Genomic DNA, 23,363 nt, shown 5'->3' with positions numbered 1-23,363 from the left:
CCCAGACCCCCGCTTCGGCCTGGCGGCCTCGTCCTCAAACGCCGGACGGGCTGGATAATGCCGACCGGCGTCGAGAGGTCCGGCCCCAGCGGGTGGGGCCAGGGACTCTGCCGACGATCGCCCGGCGATCACTCGTCCGGGATGTCGAGGGTGACCTTGGACAGGGGGCAGCCCACGCACGTCAGGACGTAGCCATCGGCCTTCTGCCGTGGCGTGAGGCAGTTCGGCTCGTTCTGTGTGACCTCTCCGCTGCGGAGCCGCACCATGCAGTCGCCGCAGTTTCCGACCGTGCAGGAGTACGGCATCGGCAGCCCCGCGGCGAGTCCCGCGTCGAGGAGCGTCTGGCCGGGCTCGACCACGACCGCGCCGATCGGGTGCCCCTCCTGCTCGACCGTCATCTCCTGCGGCACGGTCGTCGCGGTCCCGGTGTCCGCACTGCTGGTGTAGCGCTCGTGGTGCACCATCTCCTCCGGGACCCCGAGCCCGGCCAGAACGCCCTGGACGGTGTCCATCAGCGGTTCGGGACCACAGACGTAGTAGTGGGCGTCCCGGGACAGCGACCGGCCGGTGACCCAACGACGCACGCCGTCCGCGTCGAGCCGCCCGTCCCTGCGGGTCAGGACGTGGGTGACCGAGAGCCGGTCGGGATGATCCTTCGCCAGCCGGGCCAGCTCCTCGGCGAAGATGATCTCCTCCGCGCTGCGGCTGCTGTAGAGCAGCGCGATCCGGTCCCGGCCCGGCCGGACGGCGAGCCGCGTGCGGATCATGCTCATCATCGGCGTCACGCCGCTGCCCGCCCCGACGAGCACGATCTCGTCCGGGGGCTGCGGCCCGGCATGGAAGGACCCCGACGGGCCACGCACCGCGAGGCGGTCCCCGGCGCCCAGATTCCGGTGCACGTGGCTGGAGAACCGGCCGCCCTCGACGTGCTTGACGGTGACCTCCAACCGGGACGACCCGGGCGCCGACGAGGCCGAGTAGGCCCGTCGCACCGGGCGGCCGTCGATGTCGGCGACGAGCGTGAAGAACTGGCCGGGCCGGAAGTCGAACGGTCCCGGGTTCTCGGCGGCGTCCTCCAGCACGAGGGTGACCGCGCTCGGTGTCTCCCCGCGCACCTCGACGACGCGCACCTCCCGAAGGAGGTGCTCCGTCCCACCGTCGTCGGCGGAACGCCGGCGCGGGAAGCCACGGCGCCGGCCGCCCGCGCCGGGCTCGATGTCCTCGTAGCCCTCTTTCCGCAGCCCGGAACGGTAGAGACGGTTCCCCACCAGCCGCAGCAGCCAGTTCACTCCCGGGATCGCCCCGACGACCTTGAGCAGGAACGCGGGTGGACCACCGTCGGCGTCGGCCGCGTTGGCGGTGAGGTGTTCTCCTGCCAGCGCCATCAGGTCCGGCATCGCGGCGCGGTCGGGGTGCGCGCCGGGGGTCCACAGCCGCGAGCGCGCCACGGCGTCGTTGCCGGTCACCTCGGCGTGCTCGACGTCGATGAGCAGCGCCAGGTGCGGGGGCATCCCGCGCAGCGCCATCGTCTCCAGCAGCGCGGGATCGTCGGTGATCGCGCCGCGGCCGCGGACATGCAGCACACCACTGCGCCCCGGAACGAGCGCGGCGAACGAGAGCCTGTCGTCCTGCAGCAGGTTGTGGAGCGTGTCGGCGCGTTTGTTGCCCTTGCGGTCCGGGATGACCAGCGTGCGGCTGTCCAGGATCCGCGCCACCGCCTGCCGGTCCCCGCGCGGACTTGTGTCGCTCCCACCGGAGGAGTCCCACGTGGACAGTGCGAGAAACGGTGCCGCGGCCAGGAACTCGGCGACGCCCGGTCCACGCAGGGGCCCTTCACCCGCGAGTTCGGCGGCCGGCTCGGCAGGGGTGGGCGGCTGCCACAGACGGGACCGGAGGACGGCCTGTGCGCAGTGCACGTACGCCTCCTCGATGTCGACGGTCGTCTCCGCGCCCTTGCGTGCGGCCACCGAGCCGTTGACACGCAGGATCTCGCCGACGCCCGGCAGGAGGAAGAACAACGAAACCGGACCGTGCGGGTCGCCGGACCCGGGCAGGGAGAACGAGATCCGCGTGGGCGAGTGGACGCGTGCGAACCCCGGAGTGCCGCCGATGAAGGTCGTCCTGCTGGTGCCGTCGGCATCCCGGTAGCCGAAGGCCGCGATCGGACACCGGGCGAGGACGGTCCGGCAGCCCTCGTCGAGGGCACCGATCTGCTTGAGCATGACCACCGACGCCGGACGGCCGACGGTCGTCTCGACCTCGTCGACCGTCGTCACCCGGCGCAGGCTGCTCGACCGGCTTGCTTGCTGCGCCTTGTTTTCCCAGCTCATGGCACTATTGTGAGCAATAGCTCAGCTCTCTGGCTACTCGCTTTTCATGCCTTGAGGAGGCCTCCGGATGCCGTCGGCCGACCGCCGCCTTCAGCCACGTCGCAAGCCCCGCCAAGTGCGCGCCGAGCTCACCCGCGAGCGCATCCTCACCGCCGCTGCTCACGTTTTCGGCGAGTTCGGCTACGCCGCCGGCACCACCAACCGCATCGCCGAACGCGCCCGCATCTCCATCGGCTCGCTGTACCAGTACTTCCCGAACAAGGACGCCATCCTTGCCGAGCTGATGGTGCGGCACCTCGACCGAGGCACGTGGACCGAGGCCGAGCAGCTCGATCTGTCTGCCGGAACCCTGGGGGCAACGGTGCGGGCACTGGTCCGCGACGCGATCGACAACCACCGCGACGATCCGCAGCTGCTGCGGATCATGCTCGAGGAGGCGCCGCTCTCGCAGGATGTGCTCCATACCATCGACCGGCACGGTAAGAAGCGCGTCGGTCAGGTGCGCGACATCCTCGCCCGGCACCCGGATGTCCGCGTGCGGGACCTCGACACCGCGGCCGAGCTCATCGTGTTCACCGTGGAGACGAACACGCACAAGCTCATGGCCGACCCTCGGAGCATCCCGGTCGAGACGCTCGAGAACGAACTGGTGGACATGGTCACCCGCTATCTTCGCGGCGATCAGTAGCCGCTCACCAGCAACCCCGGAACCTCCGTCAGCCCGCCACCGACACCGACGGCTCGCCCGACTCGGTTCCGTCCGCCTCCATCTGTTCGGCCAGCTTCATGGCCTCTTCGATGAGGGTTTCCACGATCTTGGACTCCGGGACGGTCTTGATGACCTCGCCCTTGACGAAGATCTGGCCCTTGCCGTTGCCGGAGGCGACGCCGAGGTCGGCTTCGCGGGCCTCGCCGGGGCCGTTGACGACGCATCCCATCACGGCTACTCGGAGGGGGACGTCCATGCCGGTCAGGCCCGCGGTGACTTCCTCGGCGAGCTTGTAGACGTCGACCTGGGCGCGGCCGCAGGACGGGCAGGAGACGATCTCGAGGCCGCGCTGCTTGAGGTTCAGGGACTCCAGGATCTGGTTGCCGACCTTGACCTCCTCCACCGGAGGCGCGGACAGCGAGACGCGGATCGTGTCGCCGATGCCCTGGGAGAGGAGGGCGCCGAAGGCCACCGCCGACTTGATCGTGCCCTGGAAGGCCGGGCCCGCCTCCGTCACACCGAGGTGAAGGGGGTAGTCGCACTGGGCGGCGAGCTGGCGGTACGCCTCGACCATGATCACCGGGTCGTTGTGCTTGACCGAGATCTTGATGTCCCGGAAGTCGTGCTCCTCGAAGAGGGACGCCTCCCAGAGGGCGGACTCCGCGAGCGCCTCGGGGGTCGCCTTGCCGTACTTCTGGAGCAGGCGGCGGTCCAGCGAGCCCGCGTTGACGCCGATGCGGATCGGCGTGCCGTGGTCCTTGGCGGCCCGCGCGATCTCCTTGACCTTGTCGTCGAACTGCTTGATGTTGCCGGGGTTGACGCGGACCGCGGCGCAGCCCGCCTCGATGGCGGCGAAGACGTACTTCGGCTGGAAGTGGATGTCCGCGATCACCGGGATCTGCGACTTGCGGGCGATGGTGGCAAGGGCGTCCGCGTCGTCCTGCGTGGGACAGGCGACGCGCACGATCTGGCAGCCGGACGCCGTGAGCTCGGCGATCTGCTGGAGCGTGGCGCCGATGTCCGACGTACGGGTCGTGGTCATCGACTGCACCGACACGGGAGCGTCTCCGCCGACCGCCACGGATCCGACCTGGATCTGCCGGCTCTTCCGGCGCTCTGCGAGCTTGGTCGGAACGGACGGCATGCCGAGAGAAATCGCAGTCATCTGCTGTGCAACCCCAAGTCGTGGATCAAGTCCGGGTCCCGTCGAGGGCGGGCTCCAGGCTTCGAGATTACGGCACCTGCCTGGGCCCGGGCACATCGCGCTCGTAAACCCACTCGATGGAGAGCGGCCCGGCACAGATCGTGTCGGACCGCCACAAACTCCGTATGACTAGGAGATTCTCACCGGGTTAACGACGTCCGCCACGAGCACGAGCAGGGTGAAGCAGATGAAGATCCCAGCCACCACATAGGCCACCGGCATCAGCTTCGCCACATCGAACGGGCCCGGGTCGGGGCGGCGCAGCACCCTCGCCAGGTTGCGGCGCAGGGACTCCCACAGGGCGCCCGCGATATGGCCGCCGTCCAGGGGCAGCAGCGGGAGCATGTTGAAGAGGAACAGGGAGAGGTTGAAGCCGGCGACCAGCATCAGCGCCATGGCGAGTTGTTGCGTCGGCGGGATGTCGAGGGTGAAGATCTCGCCGCCGACGCGGGCCGCGCCCACCACGCCCATCGGGGAGTCCGCCTCGCGCTCGCCGTCGCCGAAGGCGGCGTCCCAGAGGGCGGGGACCTTGCTGGGGATGGCGGCGAGGGAGTCGACGGCGTCGCCGACCCGCTCTCCCATCCAGGTCACGGAGGACCCGAAGTCCTGTTTGACGATGCCGGTGGCGGCGCTGAAGCCGAGGAAGCCCGCCGAGACGAACTCGCCCTGGACGATCTGGCCGCTGGAGTCCTTCTTGGCGACCTGGTTGGCGACGATCTTCGCCTGGAGGGTGACCTCCTCGCCGTCGCGGTCGACGACGATCGGGACGTCCTTGCCGGGGTTGGCGCGGATGAGGTCGGAGAGCTGGTTCCAGTCGTCGGTGCGTACGCCGTCGAAGGAGACGATCTTGTCGCCCGCCTTCAGGCCCGCGGCCGCGGCCGGGGAGGGGGCGTCGGACTTCGCGCAGGTGTCGCGGTTCTCGGTCTGTGCGATGACACACTGGGAGACCGAGCTCACGGTGGTGGTCTGCTGGGAGATGCCGAAGCCCATCAGGACGGTGAGGAACAGCGCCGCCGCCAGGATCAGGTTCATGAAGGGGCCCGCGAACATCACGATGACCTTCTTCCACGGCTTGCGCGTGTAGAAGAGGCGGGTCTCGTCGCCGGGCTGCAGTTCCTCGAAGGACTGCGCGCGGGCGTCCTCGATCATGCCGCGCCACGGTGAGGTGGAGCGGGCTTCGAGGCGGCCGTCGGGGCCGGGCGGGAACATGCCGATCATGCGGATGTAGCCGCCGAACGGGATGGCCTTGATGCCGTACTCGGTGTCGCCCTTCTTGCGCGAGAAGATCGTGGGGCCGAAGCCGACCATGTACTGCGGCACGCGGATGCCGAAGAGCTTGGCGAAGGACAAGTGCCCCAGCTCGTGCCATGCGATCGAGGCCAGGAGGCCGAACGCGAAGATCACTATGCCGAGGATGAACATCAAGGTCGTCATGCACGGGCCTCCGCCGTCTGTGCCGCCAGTTCGCTCGCCCGGGTCCGCGCCCAGGTCTCCGCCTCGAGGACGTCCGCGACGGTGAGTGAAGTTCCCGTACGCGGTGTGCCGTGTTCCTCGACCACGCGCGTCACAGTCTCCATGATCCCGTTGAACGGCAGTGCGCCGGCCCGGAAGGCCTCCACGCACTCCTCGTTGGCGGCATTGAACACCGCCGGGGCCGTGCCCGCGAGCTGCCCCACATGCCGGGCGAGCCCGACCGACGGAAACGCGTCGGTGTCGAGGGGGAAGAACTCCCAGGTGGACGCCTTGCTCCAGTCGAACGTGGGCGCGGCGTCGGGGACGCGTTCCGGCCAGCCGAGGCCGATGGCGATGGGCCCGCGCATGTCGGGGGGCGTCGCCTGGGCGATCGTGGATCCGTCGGTGAACTCAACCATCGAGTGGACATACGACTGGGGATGCACGACCACCTCAATGCGGTCGAAGGGAATGTCGTAGAGGAGGTGTGCCTCGATGACTTCCAGCCCCTTGTTGACCAGGGTCGCGGAGTTGATCGTGATCACCGGGCCCATCGCCCAGGTGGGGTGGGCGAGGGCGTCCGCGACGGTCACCCGGTCCAGGTCCGCCTTCGTACGGCCGCGGAAAGGGCCGCCGGACGCCGTGACGACCAGCTTCCGTACGTCGGCCCGCGAACCGGACGCCAGCGCCTGGAACAGCGCCGCGTGCTCGGAGTCGACCGGGATGATCTGGCCGGGCTTGGCGACCGCCTTGACCAGCGGACCGCCCACGATGAGCGACTCCTTGTTGGCGAGCGCGAGGGTGCGGCCTGCCTCCAGGGCGGCGAGGGTCGGGGCGAGGCCGATCGAGCCGGTGATGCCGTTCAGCACGGTGTGGCAGTCGGCGGCGGCGAGCTGGGTGGCCGCGTCCGGTCCGGCGAGGATCTCGGGGAGCGGCTCCCCCGCGCCGTACTGGGCGGCAAGGGCCTCGCGCAGCGCCGGTACGACGTCCTCGCGGGCGACCGCGACGGTGCGGACGCGCAGCCGGTGCGCCTGCTCGGCGAGGAGGGCGACCCGTCCGCCGGCGGCGGAGAGTCCGGTGACCCGGAACCGGTCCGGGTTGCGCAGGACGAGGTCGATGGCCTGCGTGCCGATCGACCCGGTGGAGCCGAGGACGACCACGTCCTTCGGACCGTCGCCCGACACCGGGTCATAGACGAGGTGCGGATCGGCGAGGGGGGCTGGGCTGTCGCTCATTCCTCCATTGTGGCCGCATCCACTGTCATCGAGGACAACTTCCCCCCTTGTGAAGCTCTCGTGAAGGTCATGTGATAACTCTTCTGTTCCGGCTGGCAGACGACCGGCCATCGGAAGACATCCAGGGGGGATCTCTCCATGCGCATACGCGCCGCTTTCGCCGTGCCCGCACTCGCGGGTGCTCTCGCCCTCACCGGCACCGTGCTCAGCACTCCGGCCCAGGCCGCCGGGGGCGTGGTCATCCGCCACGTCTGGTTCGACAGCCCGGGCTCGGACAACGGCTCCAACCTCAGCCTCAACGGCGAGTGGGTGGAGATCAAGAACACCAGTGGTGCGGCGATCTCGCTGAAGGGCTGGGTCCTCAAGGACAAGGCCAATCACCGGTACGTCTTCCCCGACGTGAAGATAGCGAAGGGCAAGACGATGAAGGTGAAGACCGGCATCGGCAGGGACACCACGGTGAACAAGTACCAGGACCGCGGCTGGTACGTCTGGAACAACACCAGCGACACGGCGACCCTGACCAAGGCGAACGGCACCAAGGTCGACGCCTGTTCCTGGACGACGGCCAACCCCAGCGACAAGTGGTGCTGAGAACCGGCTGACGCCTACCTGATCGGTCGGTGCACGTTCTCCCTCTGTGAGGGGCCGGGGGTCGCGTCCGCGATCCACGGGCCCTCGCCCGAGGGGTCGACGATGCCTTCCTCGAGCCAGGTGTAGGCGCCGCCGAGGACTCCCTTGACGACCTTGCGGTCCAGGTCGTCGGTGTTGGTCCACAGGCGGCCGAAGAGTTCGTCGATGCGGATGCGGGCCTGGCGGCAGAAGACGTCGGCGAGTTGGTAGGCCTCGCGGCCGTGATCGCCCTGGCCGCGCAGGAGTTCGGCCCGGACGCAGGCCGCGCTCATCGCGAACAGTTCCGCGCCGATGTCGACAATCCGGCCCAGGAAACCCTGCTTGGTCTCCATCCGGCCCTGCCAGCGGGACATGGCGTAGAAGGTGGAGCGGGCGAGCTTGCGCGAGGTCCGTTCGATGTACCGAAGGTGCGGCGAGAGGTCGACGCCGCGGTTGAACTCGGCGTACGCGCGCGGGTTCTGGCCCGGTCCCGCGACCAGCTTCGGCAGCCACTTGGCGTAGAAGACACCGGCGTTCCCGGCCGCCTTCGCCTTGTCCTGGAGGGACTTGTCGGGGTCGATCAGATCGCCGGCGACGGACAGATGGGCGTCGACCGCCTCGCGGGCGATCAGCAGGTGCATGATCTCGGTCGAGCCCTCGAAGATCCGGTTGATGCGCAGATCACGCAGGACCTGTTCGGCGGGGACCGCGCGTTCGCCGCGGGCGGCGAGAGACGCGGCCGTCTCGAAGCCCCGGCCGCCGCGGATCTGGACCAGTTCGTCGGCGACGAGCCAGGCCTGCTCGGAGGCGAAGAGCTTGGCCAGCGCGCCCTCGATACGGATGTCGTTGCGGTCCTCGTCGGCCATCTGCGACGACAGGTCGAGCACCGCCTCCATGGCGAAGGTCGTCGCCGCGATGAAGCTGATCTTCGACCCGACCGCCTCGTGGTGCGCGATCGGCTTGCCCCACTGCTCACGCGCGGCCGACCACTCGCGGGCGATCTTCAGGCACCACTTGCCGGCCGCGACGCAGGACGCGGGGAGCGAGAGGCGGCCGGTGTTCAGCGTCGTGAGCGCGATCTTCAGGCCCGCGCCCTCGGGGCCGATGCGGTGGGCGGCGGGGACCCGGACCTGGTGGAAGCGGGTGACGCCGTTCTCGATGCCCCGCAGGCCCATGAAGGCGTTGCGGTTCTCGACCGTGACGCCGGGCGAGTTGGTCTCCACGACGAAGGCGGTGATGCCGCCCTTGTGGCCCTCGCTCTTCGGCACCCGGGCCATCACCACGAGCAGGTCGGCGACGACGCCGTTGGTGGTCCACAGCTTGACGCCGTCGAGGACGTACTCGTCCCCGTCGGGGATCGCGCTGGTCGCGAGTCGTGCCGGGTCGGAGCCGACGTCCGGCTCGGTGAGGAGGAACGCGCTGATGTCCGTGCGGGCGCAGCGCGGCAGGAACCGCTCCTTCTGCTCCTGGGTGCCGAACAGTTTCAGCGGCTGCGGTACGCCGATCGACTGATGCGCCGACAGCAGCACCCCGATCGCCGGGGAGGCCGAGCCCGCCAGGGCCAGCGCCTTGTTGTAGTACACCTGGGTGAGGCCGAGCCCGCCGTACTTGGTGTCGATCTTCATGCCGAGGGCGCCGAGTTCCTTGAGGCCGTCGATGACCTCGTCGGGGATCTTGGCCTCGCGCTCGATCAGGGCCGCGTCCACCTTGGTCTCGCAGAAGTCGCGCAGCTTGGCCAGGAACTCCTCGCCACGCTGCACGTCCTCGGCCGGCGGGGTGGGGTGCGGGTGGACCAGGTCGAGCCGGAAGCGGCCCAGGAACAGTTCCTTGGCGAAGCTGGGCTTGCGCCAGTCCTGTTCCCGGGCGGCCTCGGCCACCTGGCGTGCCTCGCGCTCAGTGACTGAGGGCTTGGTGGGTGCTGCGGACATGAGGCTCACCTCGCCGCGAATAGGGATCTTGGGGCCGCACGTTACTGACTGGTGCTACTGGATCGTTAGTACCCGATACGGGACGACCCCACCACCCCTCGCGCGTCGTCGGCGAGGAGTTGCGCCCCCGTTCCACGCCCCCACGGCCGGTCATGGTAAGCAGGAAGCCGCACCTCGGGAAGGCCGTTCCGGGACGAACCGGCCCAGCCGCGGCCCCGTCTCGCAAGGCCGCGTCGAAGCGCTTCGACAACCTATGGACACCCACCCCCGGTAGGGCTACTGTCGAACCACCCCCACCCGCCCATATTCACACTGCGCACTGTCGAAGCGCTTCACACCACTGGGAGAGCTGGATGGTCACCCTCGCCGAGGTCGCTCAGCACGCCGGAGTCTCGGCGAGCACGGTGAGCTATGTCCTCAGTGGCAAGCGGTCCATCTCCACGACCACCCGGCAGCGGGTCGAGCAGAGCATCCGCGATCTCGGCTACCACCCGAACGCGGGCGCCCGCGCCCTGGCCAGCAGCAGGTCGAACATCATCGCGCTGATGGTCCCGCTGCGCACGGACATGTACGTACCGGTGATGATGGAGATCGCCATCGCGGTCGCCACCACGGCCCGGACGCACGGATACGACGTCCTGCTGCTCACCGGCGAGGAGGGCCCGGACGCCGTCCGCCGGGTCACCGGCAGCGGGCTCGCCGACGGGATGATCCTGATGGACGTCGAACTCGACGACGAGCGGCTGCCGTTGCTGCGCGGCACGGACCAGCCGTCCGTGCTGATCGGACTGCCCGCCGACACCACCGGACTGACCTGCGTCGACCTGGACTTCAGGGCGACGGGCGCCCTGTGCCTGGAACATCTGGCGATGCTGGGGCACCGCGACATCGCTGTCATCGGCGAGGCCCCCGCGGTCTACGAACGGCACACCGGCTTCGCCGAGCGCACCCTCGACGGACTCCGCGGCCGCTCCCAGGAGTTGGGCGTACGACTGCTGCACCGCCCCTGCGACGGCGGATACGACGCGATGGCCGTGACCCTCGCCCGCATCCTCGACGAACGCCCCGGCACCACGGGGTTCGTCGTACAGAACGAGTCGGCGGTCGAACCGCTCCTCGGTCTGCTGCGCCAGCAGGGCCGCGCCATCCCCGAGGACGTGTCGGTGGTCGCGATCTGCCCCGACCAGGTCGCCACCCAGGCCTCGGTGCGGCTCACCTCGGTCGCCATCCCCGCCCAGGAGATGGGCCGGCACGCGGTGGAGCACCTCGTCGCGAAGTTCGAAGGCCGCGGCACCGACGAAGTCCTGCTGATCGCACCCGAGTTGACGGTCCGGGCGAGCACGGGTCCGGCTCCGGCCGCGTCCTGACCACCACCCCTTCCACGTGTCGGCCCCCACCGGGGCTCCCCATGTCCTGAGGAGTACGCCTCGTGAACCAGCCTGCCGAAAGCCAGACCCCGACCGGCGCGGTCAGCCTCGCCCAGTCCTCCCCCACCGTCGGCACGTTCCGTGAGCGGGGCGGGGCGCTGGAGTGGAGCGGTCGTCAGGAGACCGTACGCATCGAGCCGTGGGGTCCGGACGCGGTGCGGGTGCGGGCCCGGCTCGGCGGGCCCGTGCTGGAGGGGCTGCCCGGCGCGCTCCTGGACGAGGCTCCGGCGACCGAGTCCATGGTCAAGGTGGGGGACGGGGAGGGCCGGCTGACGGTCGGCGCGCTGACCGTCGAGGTCAACGCCGAGGGGATGATCCGGTTCCTGCGGACGGACGACCTCTCCGAGATCCTCGCCGAGGAGCGCGCCCACTTCTGGTGGCCGGGCCCCCGTCTCTACACGGCCGTCGGCAACGGCCACCAGCGCCTGGAGCAGCGTTTCGCCGCCTACGACGACGAGAAGCTGTTCGGTCTCGGCCAGCACCAGCACGGGCGCCTGGACCAGAAGGGCCTGGTCGTGGACCTGGTCCAGCGCAACGCCGAGGTCGGCATCCCGGTCCTCACCTCCAGCCGCGGCTACACCCTGCTGTGGAACAACCCGGCGATCGGCCGGGTCGAGCTGGCGGGCAACGGCACCCGCTGGGTCGCCGACTCGGCCCGCCAGATCGACTACTGGATCACCGCGGGCGCCCCGGCCGAAGCCCAGCGCCGCTACAGCGCGGTGACCGGCCGCACCCCGATGCTGCCGGAGTGGGCGGCGGGCTTCTGGCAGTGCAAGCTGCGCTATCGCACGCAGGACGAACTCATGGCCGTGGCCCGGGAGTACAAGCGCCGGGGCCTGCCCATCTCCGCCATCGTCTGCGACTTCTTCCACTGGACCCATCTGGGCGAGTGGAAGTTCGACCCGAAGGAGTGGCCGGACCCGGCGGCGATGGTGCGGGAGCTGGCGGAACTCGGCATCAAGCTCGTCGTGTCGGTCTGGCCGTCGGTGTCCCCGCTGAGCGAGAACCACCCGGTCATGGAGCAGCGCGGCTACTTCATCGGCACCCAGTACGGCCCCATGGCCCACGCCGACTGGCCCGACAAGGAGGTCGCCTCCACCGTCCAGGTCGCCTTCTACGACGCCACGAACCCCGAGGCGCGGGACTTCATGTGGTCGAAGGTGAAGGCGAACTACCTGGACCCGTACGGCATCACCGCCTTCTGGCTAGACGCCTGCGAGCCGGAGCTGAAGCCGGGCTTCCAGGAGAACCTGCGCTACTGGGCGGGCCCGGGCCTGGAGGTCGGGAACATGTACCCGGCCGAGAACTCCCGCGCCTTCCACGAAGGGCTGGTCGCGGAGGGCGAGTCCGAGATCGTCACCCTCAACCGCTCGGCCTGGGCGGGCAGTCAGCGCTACGGCGCCGCCCTGTGGTCCGGCGACATCGGCACCGACTTCCCGACCCTGCGCCGCCAGATCGCGGCGGGCCTCAACACCGCCCTGTCCGGCATCCCCTGGTGGAACACCGACATCGGCGGCTTCCACGGCGGCGACCCGAGCGACCCCGCGTACCAGGAAGTCATGGTCCGCTGGTTCCAGTTCGGCACGCTGTCCCCGCTGATGCGTCTGCACGGCTTCCGCGACCCGGGCATGCCACTGGGCCCTGCGATGACCGGCGGCCCGAACGAGGTCTGGTCCTACGGTGAGCAGGCCGGCGCGATCCTGGAGCGGTACCTGCGCCTGCGCGAGCGCCTGAAGCCGTACGTCCTCCAGGTTATGCGCGAGGCCCACGAGGAGGGCCTGCCGGTCATGCGCCCGCTGTTCCTGGAGTTCCCCGAGGACCAGGCGACGTGGTCGGTCGACGACTCCTACCTCTTCGGCCGGGATCTGCTGGTCGCCCCGGTCCTCACGGCGGGCGCCACGGCCCGCACCGCGTATCTCCCGGCGGGTGCGACCTGGACGGACGCGTGGACGGGGACGACGTACGAGGGCGGTACGACCGTGACGGTCGACGCCCCGCTGGACCGCATCCCGCTGTTTCTGCGGGACGGGGTCCGGCTACCGATAGGGGAGTAGCCGGGCGGGAGATGGCCGGAGCCTGACGGTTCCGGCCATCTCTGTTTCACCGGGGCTGTCGTCTCAACGCCGCTGTGTGGCAGGAGAGTTGGACTGGGTAGGGTCCCTCCGTTCCGCACCGTCCCGTCTGTCGAAGGGTGCCCTGTGTCCTCGTCCCCCCTCCCCCTCACCCTGGCCAATCTGCTGCTCCGGCCGGCGTTCCGCTCCCGTCACCGGCCGGACCGGGTCTTCGACCGGATCCTCGCCGGGACCGGACAGGCGGAGGGCGACCGGGAGTTCGTCGACGGCTTCCGGCAGTTGCTGGGATGGTGGGCCGAGGCGGAGAACCTCACCCCGGTCGGCTGGGCGGCCGCGCAGGCGCATGTGCGCCGGCATCTGCTCAACCGGGCCACGATCCGGCAGCTGATCGCCGAGCATCCCGCGATCGAGCAGGAGCCCCTCGACAGACCGGTGTTCGTGGTGGGCCTGCCGCGCACCGCCACCACGCTCACCCACGGCGTGCTGTCCCTCTCCGCCGAGCACCGATGTCCCCGGCTGTGGGAACTGCTCAGGCCGGGCCTGGAGATACCCGCGGAACGACGACGTAAGGCGATGGCACCGGCACGGTGGCTGGTCACGGGCACGAACCTCTTCTCCCCGCGCTTCCGTGACATCCACCCCATGGTCGCCGACGGCCCCGAGGAGTGCACCTTCGTCCTGCCGCACGCCCAGGCACCGCTCACCCAGGCCCGCATCCCCGCGTACCAGGCCTGGCACTACGCGCACGACTTCGTCCCCGACTACCGCTACCTCAGGCAGGTCCTCCAGGTCCTGCAGTACGGCCGCCCGCGCCGCCGCTGGATCCTGAAGTCGCCGATGCACCTGGAGAACCTGGACGCGCTGCGCACGGCCTTCCCCGACGCGACGATCGTCTGGACCCACCGTGACCCGGCCACCGCCGTGGCGTCCTTCTGCAGTCTGGTGGAGCACGGCATGGCCGTCAGCAACCGCCCCCTCGACCTGCACGGCATCGGCGCGACCTGGCTGGAACTGCTGAGCCGCTCCGCCGCGCGCGGTGTCGCCGCCCGGGCCGCCATCCCCCGCGACGCCCTGGTCGACGTGCCGTACTCCTGGCTCGGCACCGACCCGGCCGCCGGCGCCCCCAAGCTCTTCGCGGCCATCGGCGCCCGCTGGACCGAAGCCGACGCCGCCCGGCTCCCCGGCGTCACCGCCCGCCCCAAGGGCACCCGCCGCCACACCTACGACCTGTCCCGCTACGGCCTGACCCACGCCGACGTCGAGGCCGCCTTCACCGGCTACAACGCACTGCGGGCCGAGGTCGACCGCGCCTGACGGCACGGACCGGCCCCGGCCCGGCGTCGGTCAACTACTGCTGACCGTCAGGTTGTTGGTGCGGAAGTCGAGCCCGCCGGACGACGAGGTGATCTCGTAGCCGAACTGGACGTCGCCGATGGTCTCGTTGCTGGACATCCAGCCCTTGGTGCCCGAGATCCAGCTGAGGATCGGCTTGATGTTCACGCTGCCGGAGCTGGAGTCGGAGGTCCGCAGGAACGAGAACACCTCGTTGACGCCGTTGCTGCCCTTGTAGACGTTCCACGTGTGGCCGCCGAGGGTCACGCTGCCCTGCGAGGTGCCCAGCGGGCCGACGGCTCCGTTGTAGTTGACCCAGAGCATGATCTCGTAGTCGTAGTCCGTGTCCCAGATGTCGTACGACGTGTTGTACGCGCCGGACGACGGGACCGTGACGTTGTAGTTGCTGGTGAGCGAGCCGATCGAGGCGATCGTCTTGTTGATCACCTTCTTGGAGTTGGGGTACGACTTGATGCCGCCGGTGTTGGGGTGGTTCGCCCAGACGCCCCAGTTGGTGCCGGAGTTGGCCCAGACGCACTGGCCGCCGGCGCCGGAGCCCCAGATGTTGTTGTAGAGCGTGTAGCCGTTCAGGTTCGTGTTGCCCCACTGGTCGCAGGAGTTCCAGACCGCGGCCTGGGCGGGGGCGGAGGCGAGGCCGACGGTGGCGCCGAGCGCGAGGGCCGGGGCCAGCAGGGCCTTGGTGATTCTGCCGAGCGTGCGGGTTGTTGCCATGGTGTCCCTTCCATGGATGGGGGGATGAGCACGGGTCTAGCAGGGGACTAGCAAGGGACTAGCGGTGATTCACCACGTCTCCAGGGTGAGGACGTGGTCTTCTCCGGCGACGAGGTCGAGCGGCCGTGCACCGGAGGAAGTCCGGAGTTCGACGCGGTGGGTGCGCGTGGGGCGTACGACCGCGGTGGCTTGCTGTGGGCTCCAGCTGAGGTCGACCTCCGCGCCGAACCTCGTGCGGATGCCGGTGAGTTCGCCCTTCGGGTACGCCGCCGGAAGCGCGGGCAGCAGCACCAGCCGGTCCGGGGTCGACTGCACGAGCATCTCGATCACGACGGCGGGCAGGGTGTGGGCGGCGTCCGCGTTGTAGACGTCGAGGTTCGGGTAGTGCGAACTCATCAGCGATGCGTGGAAGAAGTCGCCCTTGAGGACCTGGCCGAGGGCATGCGCCACCCGGTCGCCGTCACGCAGCCGGGCCGCGACGAGGGCGTGGTGGAGGTGGCCGTGCGCGGAGTCGTTCTCGGCGCCGCGGAGTTCGAGGGCGCGGTGTGCGGCGGTGGCGAGGTCCGGGGTGTCGTAGGGGTTGATCTCGTCGAGCGGCCAGACGCCGTAGAGGTGGCTGAGGTGCCGGTGGTCGTAGGTGTCGTCGAGGCCGGGCCAGGCCCACTCCGCGAGCGCGCCGTCGTCATTGATCCGGTGCGGCGGAAGCCGGTCGGCGAGGGCACGCCACGCCCCCGCCTTCTCCGGGTGGTACTCGGCGGCCGTGCGCAGGGCGTGCCGGGCCGCGGAGAGGTCCATCGCCGCGTTGATCGCGCCCCAGCTCGCGTTCGCGGGCCGGTTCTCGGGTGAGTAGGAGGGGACGACGATGACGCGTCCCTCGTCGTCGCTGCGGGTGAGGAAGTCCTCGTAGAACTGGGCGACTTCGGCGAGCGTGTCGCCGGTGCGCGGGTCGCGTTCGCCGCGGGTCTCGTCGTGGTCGACGAGCGGCTTGAGCAGCCAGTCGGCGCCGGCGGTCCACAGGTGCAGCGGGTATTCGCGGTTGAAGTGGTACGTCAGCCCGGACTCGCCGTCGCTGTGGGCCGGAGCGACGGCGCCCCGGGCGCCGAAGACCGCGCGCGCGTTCTCACGCCAGTCCGGAAGCTGGCGGCCGATGAGGCCGGCGAGGGCGTCGGTGACCTCGGGGAGTGCGGCGGCCGCGGCCGACGCGGTCTGGAGGTTGACGTTGGCGTCGTTGGTGAACGCCCCCGACCAAGCCGTGTTCCAGTCACCGGTCCACAGGCCGGTGAGACGGGGCGGGAGCAGGCCGGCGGCGGAGAGCAGGTGGTAGCGGCCGGCGGCGAAGAGGCGTTCCAGGAAGGCCGGGCTCTCTGCCTGCTCAAGCAACTCCGAGCCTGGCAGGGCGCGTTCGGTGGGGTCAGCGTCCAGGTCGAGCGTCACACGCGTGTAGGCGGTGCGGTGGAGGGCGGTGTGGCGGTCGAGGAGGTGGGTGTAGGAGTCGGTCGGTTGGTGCTCGTCTGCGGGCTCGTTGTGGCTTGTCGCGCCCCGCGGCGGAGCCGCATTTCGATACAGCCCCGCGCCCTTTCGGGGCACTAGGTCTTGCAGGTCACGGGACACGGCGGGTACGTCGATCTCGCCGGTGTGACGCAGGACGCGGGTCAGCAGCAGGGCCGAGGTGGCGCCGGTGAGCTGGAGACCGAGGGGCGTGAGCGCTGTACGGCCGCCGGTGACGATGACCAGCGTGATGCCCGTGTACGCGCGGTCGCTGCCGGGGTAGCGGGCGCGCAGGTTGAGCAGGGCGCCGTCGGAGGTGAGGACGGCGCCGTGGCCGACGGCGAGGTCGTGCGGGGCGCCGGGGAGGCGGTGGTCGAGGGCGATCGTGAGATCGGCGCCGGTGACCCGCTGGACGATGACGTCGTCGGCGCGGGAGACGAAGACGCGGCTGTCCCAGCCGTCGCCTTCGGCATGAACGACGCCGGTCGTGAAGTCGACCGAGCGACGGTAGTACCTGCCCGCGCCGGGCGCCCGCCGCAGCCGTATCTGAAAGGCCGGGTGGAAGGGCTGCACCCACTGGAGGTCTCGCCCGTCCGTGAAGTCCTCCGCCGCCCGCACGTCTCCGGCGAGCAACCGGTCCTGGAGTTGCGGGAGTTGGGAGGCCAGCTCGGGCGGGCGGGCACGCTCGCCGCCGTTGGGACGGACCAGGGTGTGGTGGGTGACGACGACCCGCTCGTCGTTCGGGTCGCCGAACACAAGGGCGCCGTGGTGGCCGTTGCCGCTGAGGTAGCCGTCCTCCCAGCGGGTGGCGGGGGTGGGCTCCCAGGTGCCGTGGACGGGGCCTGCGGCGTGGGTCGTCATGGGCGCAGCACCGCCACTCCGTAGCGGCCGAGGGTGAGCTGGTTCGTGCACGACTCTCCCGTGAGCAGGTCTTGGTGGGTGCCGGGAACGTCGATGGTCACCGGCTCGCGTCCGTGGTTGAGGACGAACAGTAGATCACCTCGCCGGACGGCCTCCACGATCGGAGGCAGTCCGTCGAGCACGGGCCGGACGCCCGCGTCGGTGGCGATCCGGGAGAGCAGGTCGCGCAGCGCGGCCGGCTCGGGGAGGGTGGAGACGTACCAGGCGCGATCCTTGTGGAGCACGGCGGGCAGGCCGCCGAGTTCGCCGCCCTTGTACGAGACGGTCGTCGCGCCGCCTCCGGCCTCGATCTCCTCCGACCACAGCGTCCCGCGGAACCCGTCGCACTCGACGGTCTCCCCCGCGTCCAGTGGCCACCACTCGTGCAGGGTGCGGATGCCGAACAGCTCGCGCAGCCGGGCGTCCATGCCGCCGGGGCGTACCCGGTCGTCCTCGTCGGCGATGCCGGTGAGGAAGCCGCAGACGAGGGTGCCGCCGCCGTGGACGTACGCGAGGAGGTTCTCGATCGCCGTGTCCGTGAGGAGGTAGAGGTGCGGGACGACGACGAGCTTGTACCGGGTGAGGTCGTGCTCGGGGTGGGCGAAGTCGGTGGTGAGGTGGGCTTCCCAGAGGGCGCGATGCCAGGCGCGGAGGATGTCGGGGTGGTCGACGTGGGTGGAGAGGCGGCCGTCGTGGGCGCCGGCCCACCAGGAGTGCCAGTCGTGGAGGATGGCGATGTCGGACGCGATACGACCGCCGGTCACCTCACCACCGATCTGGTGCAGCTCGGCCCCCAGCTGCTTGACCTCCTGATAGGTACGGCCCTCCTCCCCCGCGTGGCTGACCATCCCGGAGTGGAACTTCTCCGCGCCCTGCCGGGACTGCCGCCACTGGAAGTAGCAGACGGCGTCGGCACCGCGGGCCACCGCCTGGAGCGACCAGAGGCGATTCATTCCGCGCGGCTTGGGGTGGTTGACGCCCCGCCAGTTGACCGGCCCGGCCGCCTGCTCCATCAGCATCCAGGGGCCGCGGGCCTGCGAACGGGTCATGTCCTGGACGAGGGCGCCGCTCTGGGCACCGTACGGATCACGCGGATCGGGATAGATGTCGACGGAGACGACATTCTCCTCGTCCGCCCAGCGCCAGGCGTCCTGCCCCACCCACAGCGGCATGAAGTTACTGGTCACCGGGATATGCGGGGTGTGCCGCCGGACGATGTCCCGCTCGGCGACGTAGCACTCCAGGAGCATGTCGGAGGTGAAGCGTTTGAAGTCCAGTACCTGGGTGGGGTTCTTGAGGTAATGCGCGTGGCGCGGCGGGAGCACCTCGTCCCACTCGCCGTAGCCCTGACTCCAGAAGGCGGTGCCCCAGGCGGTGTTGAGGGCCTCGAGGGTGCCGTACTTCCCCTGAAGCCACCGCCGGAAGCGAACGGCGGCCTCATCGCCCCAGTCGAACGTGCAGTACTCGTTGTTGATGTGCCACAGGGTGAGGGCGGGGTGGCTGCCGTAGCGCGCGGCGAGATCCTCGGTGATGGCAGCGGCGTACCGTCGATACGCCTCACTGGAGTGCGAGAAGTGCTGCCGCCCACCCCACCATTCGACGCGCCCGTCCTCGTCGCGGGGCAGCGTCTCGGGGTGCAGCCGGCCGAGCCACGGCGGCGGCGAGGCGGTGGGCGTGGAAAGGACCACGCCGATGCCATGGTCGTGCATCAGATCCATGAGCCGATCGAGCCACCCGAACTCCCGTACCCCCGGCCGGGGTTCGAGCTTCGCCCAGGAAAAGACCCCGAGGGTGACGGAGTTGACGCGTGCCTCTTTCATCAGCCGCACATCATCAAGCCACACCTCCTCCGGCCACTGCTCGGGGTTGTAGTCACCGCCGTAGACGATGCGATCGCGCGTGACATCACTGAGGGCCGGCAGATGGGACGTGCGCATGACATACCTCAGTTCTATGAAAGAGGGGGACTAGGAGCGCCCCAAAGGGGCGCGGGGAACTGCGCGACAAGCCACAACGAGCCCGCAGCCGCCAGACGATCGAAAGCACCCCTTGAATAGGCGCCCCGTCACCCCTTAACCGCCCCCGTCAACATCCCCTTCTTGAAATGCCGCTGCACAAACGGCGAAAGCACAGCCACCGGCAACAAAGCCATCACCATCACAGCCATCTGCACAGCAAGCCCGGACAACTGCCCCGTCTTGATCGCCTGCCCCAACCCCACCGGCGCCTCCTGCTTCTGCACCAGCTGAATCATCACGTTCTGCAACGGCATCATGTCCTGCTCGTTCAGATACAGCGACGCATTGAACCAAGCACTCCAGTACCCCACCGCATAGAACAACGTGATCACCGCGATGACGGCCCGCGACAACGGCATGACGATCTGCCAGAGAATCCGGAAATCCCCCGCCCCGTCGATCCGCGCACTGTCGGTCAGCTCCTGCGAGATCCCCATGAAGAATCCCCGCAGCACCAGGATGTTGAAGACACTGATCGCGCTCGGCAGGATCAACGCGAGATACGTGTCGGTCAGCCCGAGCGTCTGCACCAGCAGATACGTGGGAATGAGCCCGGCACTGAAGAACATCGTCGCCAGCAGCGTCATCAGAATCCACCGGTGCGCCAGCGACCCGGTCCGGGACAACCCGTACGCGCACAGCACGGACACGGTCATCGAGAAGACCGTACCGACCAGCGTGACCAGCACGCTGATGATCGCGGCCCGCGTGACCTGACCGCCGCTGAGCAGTTCCGTATAGGCGATGAAGGTGATGTCCTTGGGGATCATCACCAGCCCGCCGGCCTCGTCGATGGTCTTGCGCGTGGACAGACTGGTGACCACCACGATCCACAGCGGAAAGAGGATCGCGAAGCAGGCAAGCCCCAGGACCAGCCCCTTGCCGGCCAGCCCCACCTTCGTGGGCTCCTCCTCCCACACGGGACGAGGAGGCGCGGCCAGGCGCCCGGGCGTTCGCGCGGGTTTGTCGATGACGGCGGTCACTTCTTGTACACCCCCTGCTCGCCCATGAGATGGGCCACCTTGTTCGCGGCGAGGACCAGTCCGATGCTGACGACGCCCTTGACGAGTCCGGCGGCGGCCGCGTAGCCGAAGTCCTGGTTGCGGACGCCGTTCCACCACACGAAGGTGTCGAGCACTTCCGCGGCGCCCGGTCCCACCGCGTCGCGTTGCAGCAGGATCTGCTCGAAGCCGACGGTGAGGGCGTCACCGACGCGCAGCACCAGCAGCAGCGCGATCACCGGCCGCAGCGCGGGCAGGGTGACATGCCACATGCGGCGCCAGCGGTTCGCGCCGTCCATCGCGGCGGCCTCGTACAGATCGGGACTGACGGCGGCCAGCGCGGCGAGGAAGACGATGATCCCCCAGCCGGCGTCCTTCCACACGGTCTGCGCGGTGACCAGGAACTTGAAGGTCTCCGGGTCGGTCATGACGCTCAGGCCGTCGTAGCCGTGGTCGCGCAGCAGTGTCGACAGCAGCCCGGCGCCACCGAGCAGCTGCTGGAAGACGGCGATGACCAGCACCCAGGAGAAGAAGTGCGGCAGATAGAGAACGGCCTGCGCGATCGCCCGCACCCGGGGCCTGACCACGCTGTTGATGAGCAGCGCGAGCAGGACCGGGATCGGGAAGAACAGCACGAGCTGGAGGAAGAACAGCACCAGGGTGTTCTCGAGCGCCTGCCAGAAGGCGGAGTCCTCGAAGATCCGCTGGAAGTTCTCCACTCCCACCCAGGGGCTGTTCAGGATGGAGACGATGCCGTTCTCGCTGATGTAGGGGTCGTAGTCCTGGAAGGCGACCACGTTGCCGAGGATCGGCACGTAGTTGAAGAGCAGGACCAGGACGACCGCCGGCAGCGTCATCAGCAGCAGGACGCGATCGCGCCGGAACCTCAGTCGCAGGCTCAGCTTGTCCGGAGGGCGTTTCCCCGGTGAGCCGGTGGATCCGGTGGTGCCGCCGGACTCCACCGGGGTCTTCGCCGTCGTGTCGGCCTCGGCCCTGCTCCGAGGCACCGTGCTGTGGGACACGGCCGTTCTCCTTGCCTCGGTGCCCGGTCAGTTGGCCGCGGTGCCGTTCTCGTCGAGGATCTGCTGGTACCAGTCGCGCAGCCGGTCGCCGCCCTTGCTCTTCCAGTCGGAGACCCACTGCTGCAGGTCGCTGATCTTCTTGCGGCCGCGGACGACGTCGTCCTCCATCTGCTCCATGTCGTTGGTGAGGTTGGTGAAGCGGCCCGGCTCGGTGATCTGCATGCCCCAGAAGGAGGACTTCTTGGTGAAGGCGCCCATCCGCTGCTGCCACTCGACCTGGCCCTTGGCGACCTCGGGGAAGTCGGGGTGCGCGGTGGTCGCGGCGGGGCTCGCCACCATGACGTAGGCGTTCATCACGTCGATGTTGCCCTGGTCGGTCTTGGTGGGGACGCCGTCCTTGACGGTGTAGTGGGTGCCCTCCACGCCGTAGTTGGTCATCATGTACTCCTTGGTGCCGTACGGCGCCGCGGTGACGTTCGCGACGGCGAGCACGTCGCGGATGACCGACTCGGAGGCCTTCTTGTTGACGAAGGCGAAGATGCCGGCGGGCTGTTCGGCCCAGATGGTGGGGTTGCCGCCGTCGTGGCCCCAGACATCCATGGCCCAGACCTTGAACTCCGGGTTCTGGACGGCCTGTTCGGCGGTGCGGCTGTACCACTGCGAGATGTTGTTGGGGTAGATGAGGAACTCGCCCGCCGCGAACTTGGGCCCCGGGTCGGGAGCGTTCTTGCCCAACTTGGAGTCGGGGTGGACGACGCCCGCCTCGAAGAGTTTGCGGGACCACTCCAGCGCTTCCAGGTACTCCTCGGTCTCGATGCGGTAGACCAGCTTGCCGTCGACCAGGTTCCAGCCGAGCGGCTTCTCGCTGCCGGAGAGCACGCCGAAGGCCTGGAAGGCGGTCCACTTCATGTCCAGGCACGCCCAGCGCTTGGCCTTCGCGTTGGTGATGTCCTTGGCCAGGGCCATGAACTCGTCGCAGGAGCGCGGGATTTCGTAGCCCTCCTTGTCGAAGATGTCCTGGCGGTACAAGGGCGCGATGCCGGGGGCCCACGGTGCCGGCTGGGGCAGACCGAGCAGCTTGCCGCCGAAGATGGAACGCCGCCAGGCGTCCGTGGGGATCGCCGCGAGGTTCGGGTAGTCCTTGACCGCGTCACCGGAGAGGTAGGGGCCCAAGTCGGCGAACTTGCTGATGATGGCGCTGGGTATCTTGCCGCCCATGTTCCAGCCGGGAACCACCACGACGTCCGGGATGTCGCTGGAGGCGAGCACCGCGCCGAGCTTCTGGTCGTAGGTGTTGCCGTCCTGGTTCTGCCACTGGACGTCGACACCGATCAGGTCGTTCATCCCCCGGTAGTAGGGGTTGTTGCCCTTCGGCGGCGAGCCCCAGAACGGCGACATGATGGTGACCTTGGAGCCCTTGCCGAGCTTCTTGGACACCGAGGTCTTCAGGTCGGCGAGGTCCAGCTTGCTCGTGAAGCCGACCGCGGAGCCGTTCTTGGCGGGGATGTCGGGTGTCACCACGTTGTTGGTGACATACGCCGGCAGGATCTTCTTCGCGTCCTTGCCCGACGTGGTCCCCTCCCGCGACCCGCTCTCCGACCCGCCGCACGCGGCAAGCAGCGGCATCCCTCCACCCACCGCCACAGCGGCGACCGCCGTGTTGGCGAGGAAGGTTCTCCGGCTGGGGGCAGCGGAGGAGGAAGCGGCGTTCGGCGTCATTGCGTCAACCCTTCATGGCGCACCAGGACACCCGGCGGGGGCCGTCGGCTGCGGTGTCTTGAGTGGAACTGGCTGTAGTCGAAGCGCTTCGATGTTGCTGTGAGGTTAAGTGAACCCCCAGGGGTGCACAAGGGTCGCTTCCAAGATTCCTCCGACGCTTTATGACCGACCTTTTGTTATGC

The 23,363-nt window shown here is 69.2% G+C and carries 16 protein-coding genes; 5 read left to right on the top strand and 11 right to left on the bottom strand.

Translation table 11 applies throughout. The features are described 5' to 3' along the window. Positions 1-128 precede the first annotated feature (128 nt). Positions 129-2,330 carry a 2Fe-2S iron-sulfur cluster-binding protein gene (locus KCH48_RS31650; protein ID WP_210578942.1) on the bottom strand — a complete coding sequence of 734 codons (2,202 nt, stop codon included), beginning with the start codon at positions 2,328-2,330 and terminating at the stop codon, positions 129-131. A gap of 67 nt (positions 2,331-2,397) precedes the next feature. Between KCH48_RS31650 and KCH48_RS31645 the strand changes: the two genes are divergently transcribed. Next, the gene (locus KCH48_RS31645) at positions 2,398-3,018 is read left to right on the top strand and encodes a TetR/AcrR family transcriptional regulator (RefSeq protein ID WP_210578940.1); all 621 of its coding nucleotides are present in this window, start codon (positions 2,398-2,400) and stop codon (positions 3,016-3,018) included. Positions 3,019-3,046: 28 nt separating this feature from the next. Here the strand turns inward: KCH48_RS31645 and ispG are convergent, their stop codons facing one another. The 3 genes from ispG to dxr all read right to left on the bottom strand — a co-directional run bounded on the left by ispG (position 3,047) and on the right by dxr (position 6,930). Beyond that, positions 3,047-4,204 carry a flavodoxin-dependent (E)-4-hydroxy-3-methylbut-2-enyl-diphosphate synthase gene (ispG, locus tag KCH48_RS31640; RefSeq protein WP_210578937.1) on the bottom strand — a complete coding sequence of 386 codons (1,158 nt, stop codon included), beginning with the start codon at positions 4,202-4,204 and terminating at the stop codon, positions 3,047-3,049. Between the two features lie 168 nt (positions 4,205-4,372). Beyond that, on the bottom strand, positions 4,373-5,665 hold the full coding sequence (locus tag KCH48_RS31635) for an RIP metalloprotease (RefSeq protein WP_210579168.1): 1,293 nt from the start codon (positions 5,663-5,665) through the stop codon (positions 4,373-4,375). Between the two features lie 8 nt (positions 5,666-5,673). Next, positions 5,674-6,930 (bottom strand): 1-deoxy-D-xylulose-5-phosphate reductoisomerase, encoded by a 1,257-nt coding sequence (gene dxr, locus KCH48_RS31630; RefSeq protein WP_210578934.1) that lies wholly within the window; start codon positions 6,928-6,930, stop codon positions 5,674-5,676. A gap of 138 nt (positions 6,931-7,068) precedes the next feature. Between dxr and KCH48_RS31625 the strand changes: the two genes are divergently transcribed. Then, positions 7,069-7,524, top strand: coding sequence for a lamin tail domain-containing protein (locus KCH48_RS31625; protein WP_210578931.1), 456 nt, complete (start codon positions 7,069-7,071; stop codon positions 7,522-7,524). 14 nt (positions 7,525-7,538) lie between these two features. Here KCH48_RS31625 and KCH48_RS31620 read toward each other — a convergent pair whose 3' ends face one another. Continuing rightward, positions 7,539-9,470, bottom strand: coding sequence for an acyl-CoA dehydrogenase family protein (locus KCH48_RS31620; RefSeq protein WP_210578928.1), 1,932 nt, complete (start codon positions 9,468-9,470; stop codon positions 7,539-7,541). 353 nt (positions 9,471-9,823) lie between these two features. Between KCH48_RS31620 and KCH48_RS31615 the strand changes: the two genes are divergently transcribed. From KCH48_RS31615 to KCH48_RS31605, 3 genes are all read left to right on the top strand, one after another. Continuing rightward, entirely contained in the window at positions 9,824-10,837 is a 1,014-nt protein-coding gene (locus tag KCH48_RS31615; RefSeq protein ID WP_210578920.1) for a LacI family DNA-binding transcriptional regulator, read from the top strand. A 62-nt stretch (positions 10,838-10,899) separates the two neighbouring features. Then, positions 10,900-12,951 (top strand): TIM-barrel domain-containing protein, encoded by a 2,052-nt coding sequence (locus KCH48_RS31610; protein ID WP_210578918.1) that lies wholly within the window; start codon positions 10,900-10,902, stop codon positions 12,949-12,951. Positions 12,952-13,095: 144 nt separating this feature from the next. Further along, positions 13,096-14,283, top strand: a complete 1,188-nt coding sequence (locus KCH48_RS31605) for a sulfotransferase (protein WP_210578916.1) — start codon at positions 13,096-13,098, stop codon at positions 14,281-14,283. Between the two features lie 30 nt (positions 14,284-14,313). Here KCH48_RS31605 and KCH48_RS31600 read toward each other — a convergent pair whose 3' ends face one another. The 6 genes from KCH48_RS31600 to KCH48_RS31575 form a co-directional block, all read right to left on the bottom strand. After that, positions 14,314-15,033 (bottom strand): hypothetical protein, encoded by a 720-nt coding sequence (locus KCH48_RS31600; protein WP_210578914.1) that lies wholly within the window; start codon positions 15,031-15,033, stop codon positions 14,314-14,316. Positions 15,034-15,102: 69 nt separating this feature from the next. Further along, positions 15,103-17,382 carry a glycoside hydrolase N-terminal domain-containing protein gene (locus KCH48_RS31595; RefSeq protein ID WP_210578907.1) on the bottom strand — a complete coding sequence of 760 codons (2,280 nt, stop codon included), beginning with the start codon at positions 17,380-17,382 and terminating at the stop codon, positions 15,103-15,105. Then, positions 17,379-19,358 carry a beta-galactosidase gene (locus tag KCH48_RS31590; RefSeq protein ID WP_210578898.1) on the bottom strand — a complete coding sequence of 660 codons (1,980 nt, stop codon included), beginning with the start codon at positions 19,356-19,358 and terminating at the stop codon, positions 17,379-17,381. The genes KCH48_RS31595 and KCH48_RS31590 overlap by 4 nt, the downstream gene beginning before the upstream one ends. A gap of 128 nt (positions 19,359-19,486) precedes the next feature. Next, positions 19,487-20,422, bottom strand: a complete 936-nt coding sequence (locus tag KCH48_RS31585) for a carbohydrate ABC transporter permease (protein WP_210578895.1) — start codon at positions 20,420-20,422, stop codon at positions 19,487-19,489. Next, positions 20,419-21,462: a sugar ABC transporter permease gene (locus KCH48_RS31580; RefSeq protein ID WP_210578893.1), complete on the bottom strand. Its 1,044-nt coding sequence runs from the start codon at positions 21,460-21,462 to the stop codon at positions 20,419-20,421. The genes KCH48_RS31585 and KCH48_RS31580 overlap by 4 nt, the downstream gene beginning before the upstream one ends. A gap of 27 nt (positions 21,463-21,489) precedes the next feature. Further along, entirely contained in the window at positions 21,490-23,181 is a 1,692-nt protein-coding gene (locus KCH48_RS31575; protein WP_210578891.1) for an extracellular solute-binding protein, read from the bottom strand. Positions 23,182-23,363 lie beyond the last annotated feature (182 nt).

This window comes from Streptomyces sp. GESEQ-4 (assembly GCF_017948455.1).
In the GTDB taxonomy this organism is placed as follows: domain Bacteria; phylum Actinomycetota; class Actinomycetes; order Streptomycetales; family Streptomycetaceae; genus Streptomyces.
The sequence above is the reverse complement of the archived record's forward strand: the minus strand, read 5'-3'. Positions and strand labels throughout refer to the sequence as shown.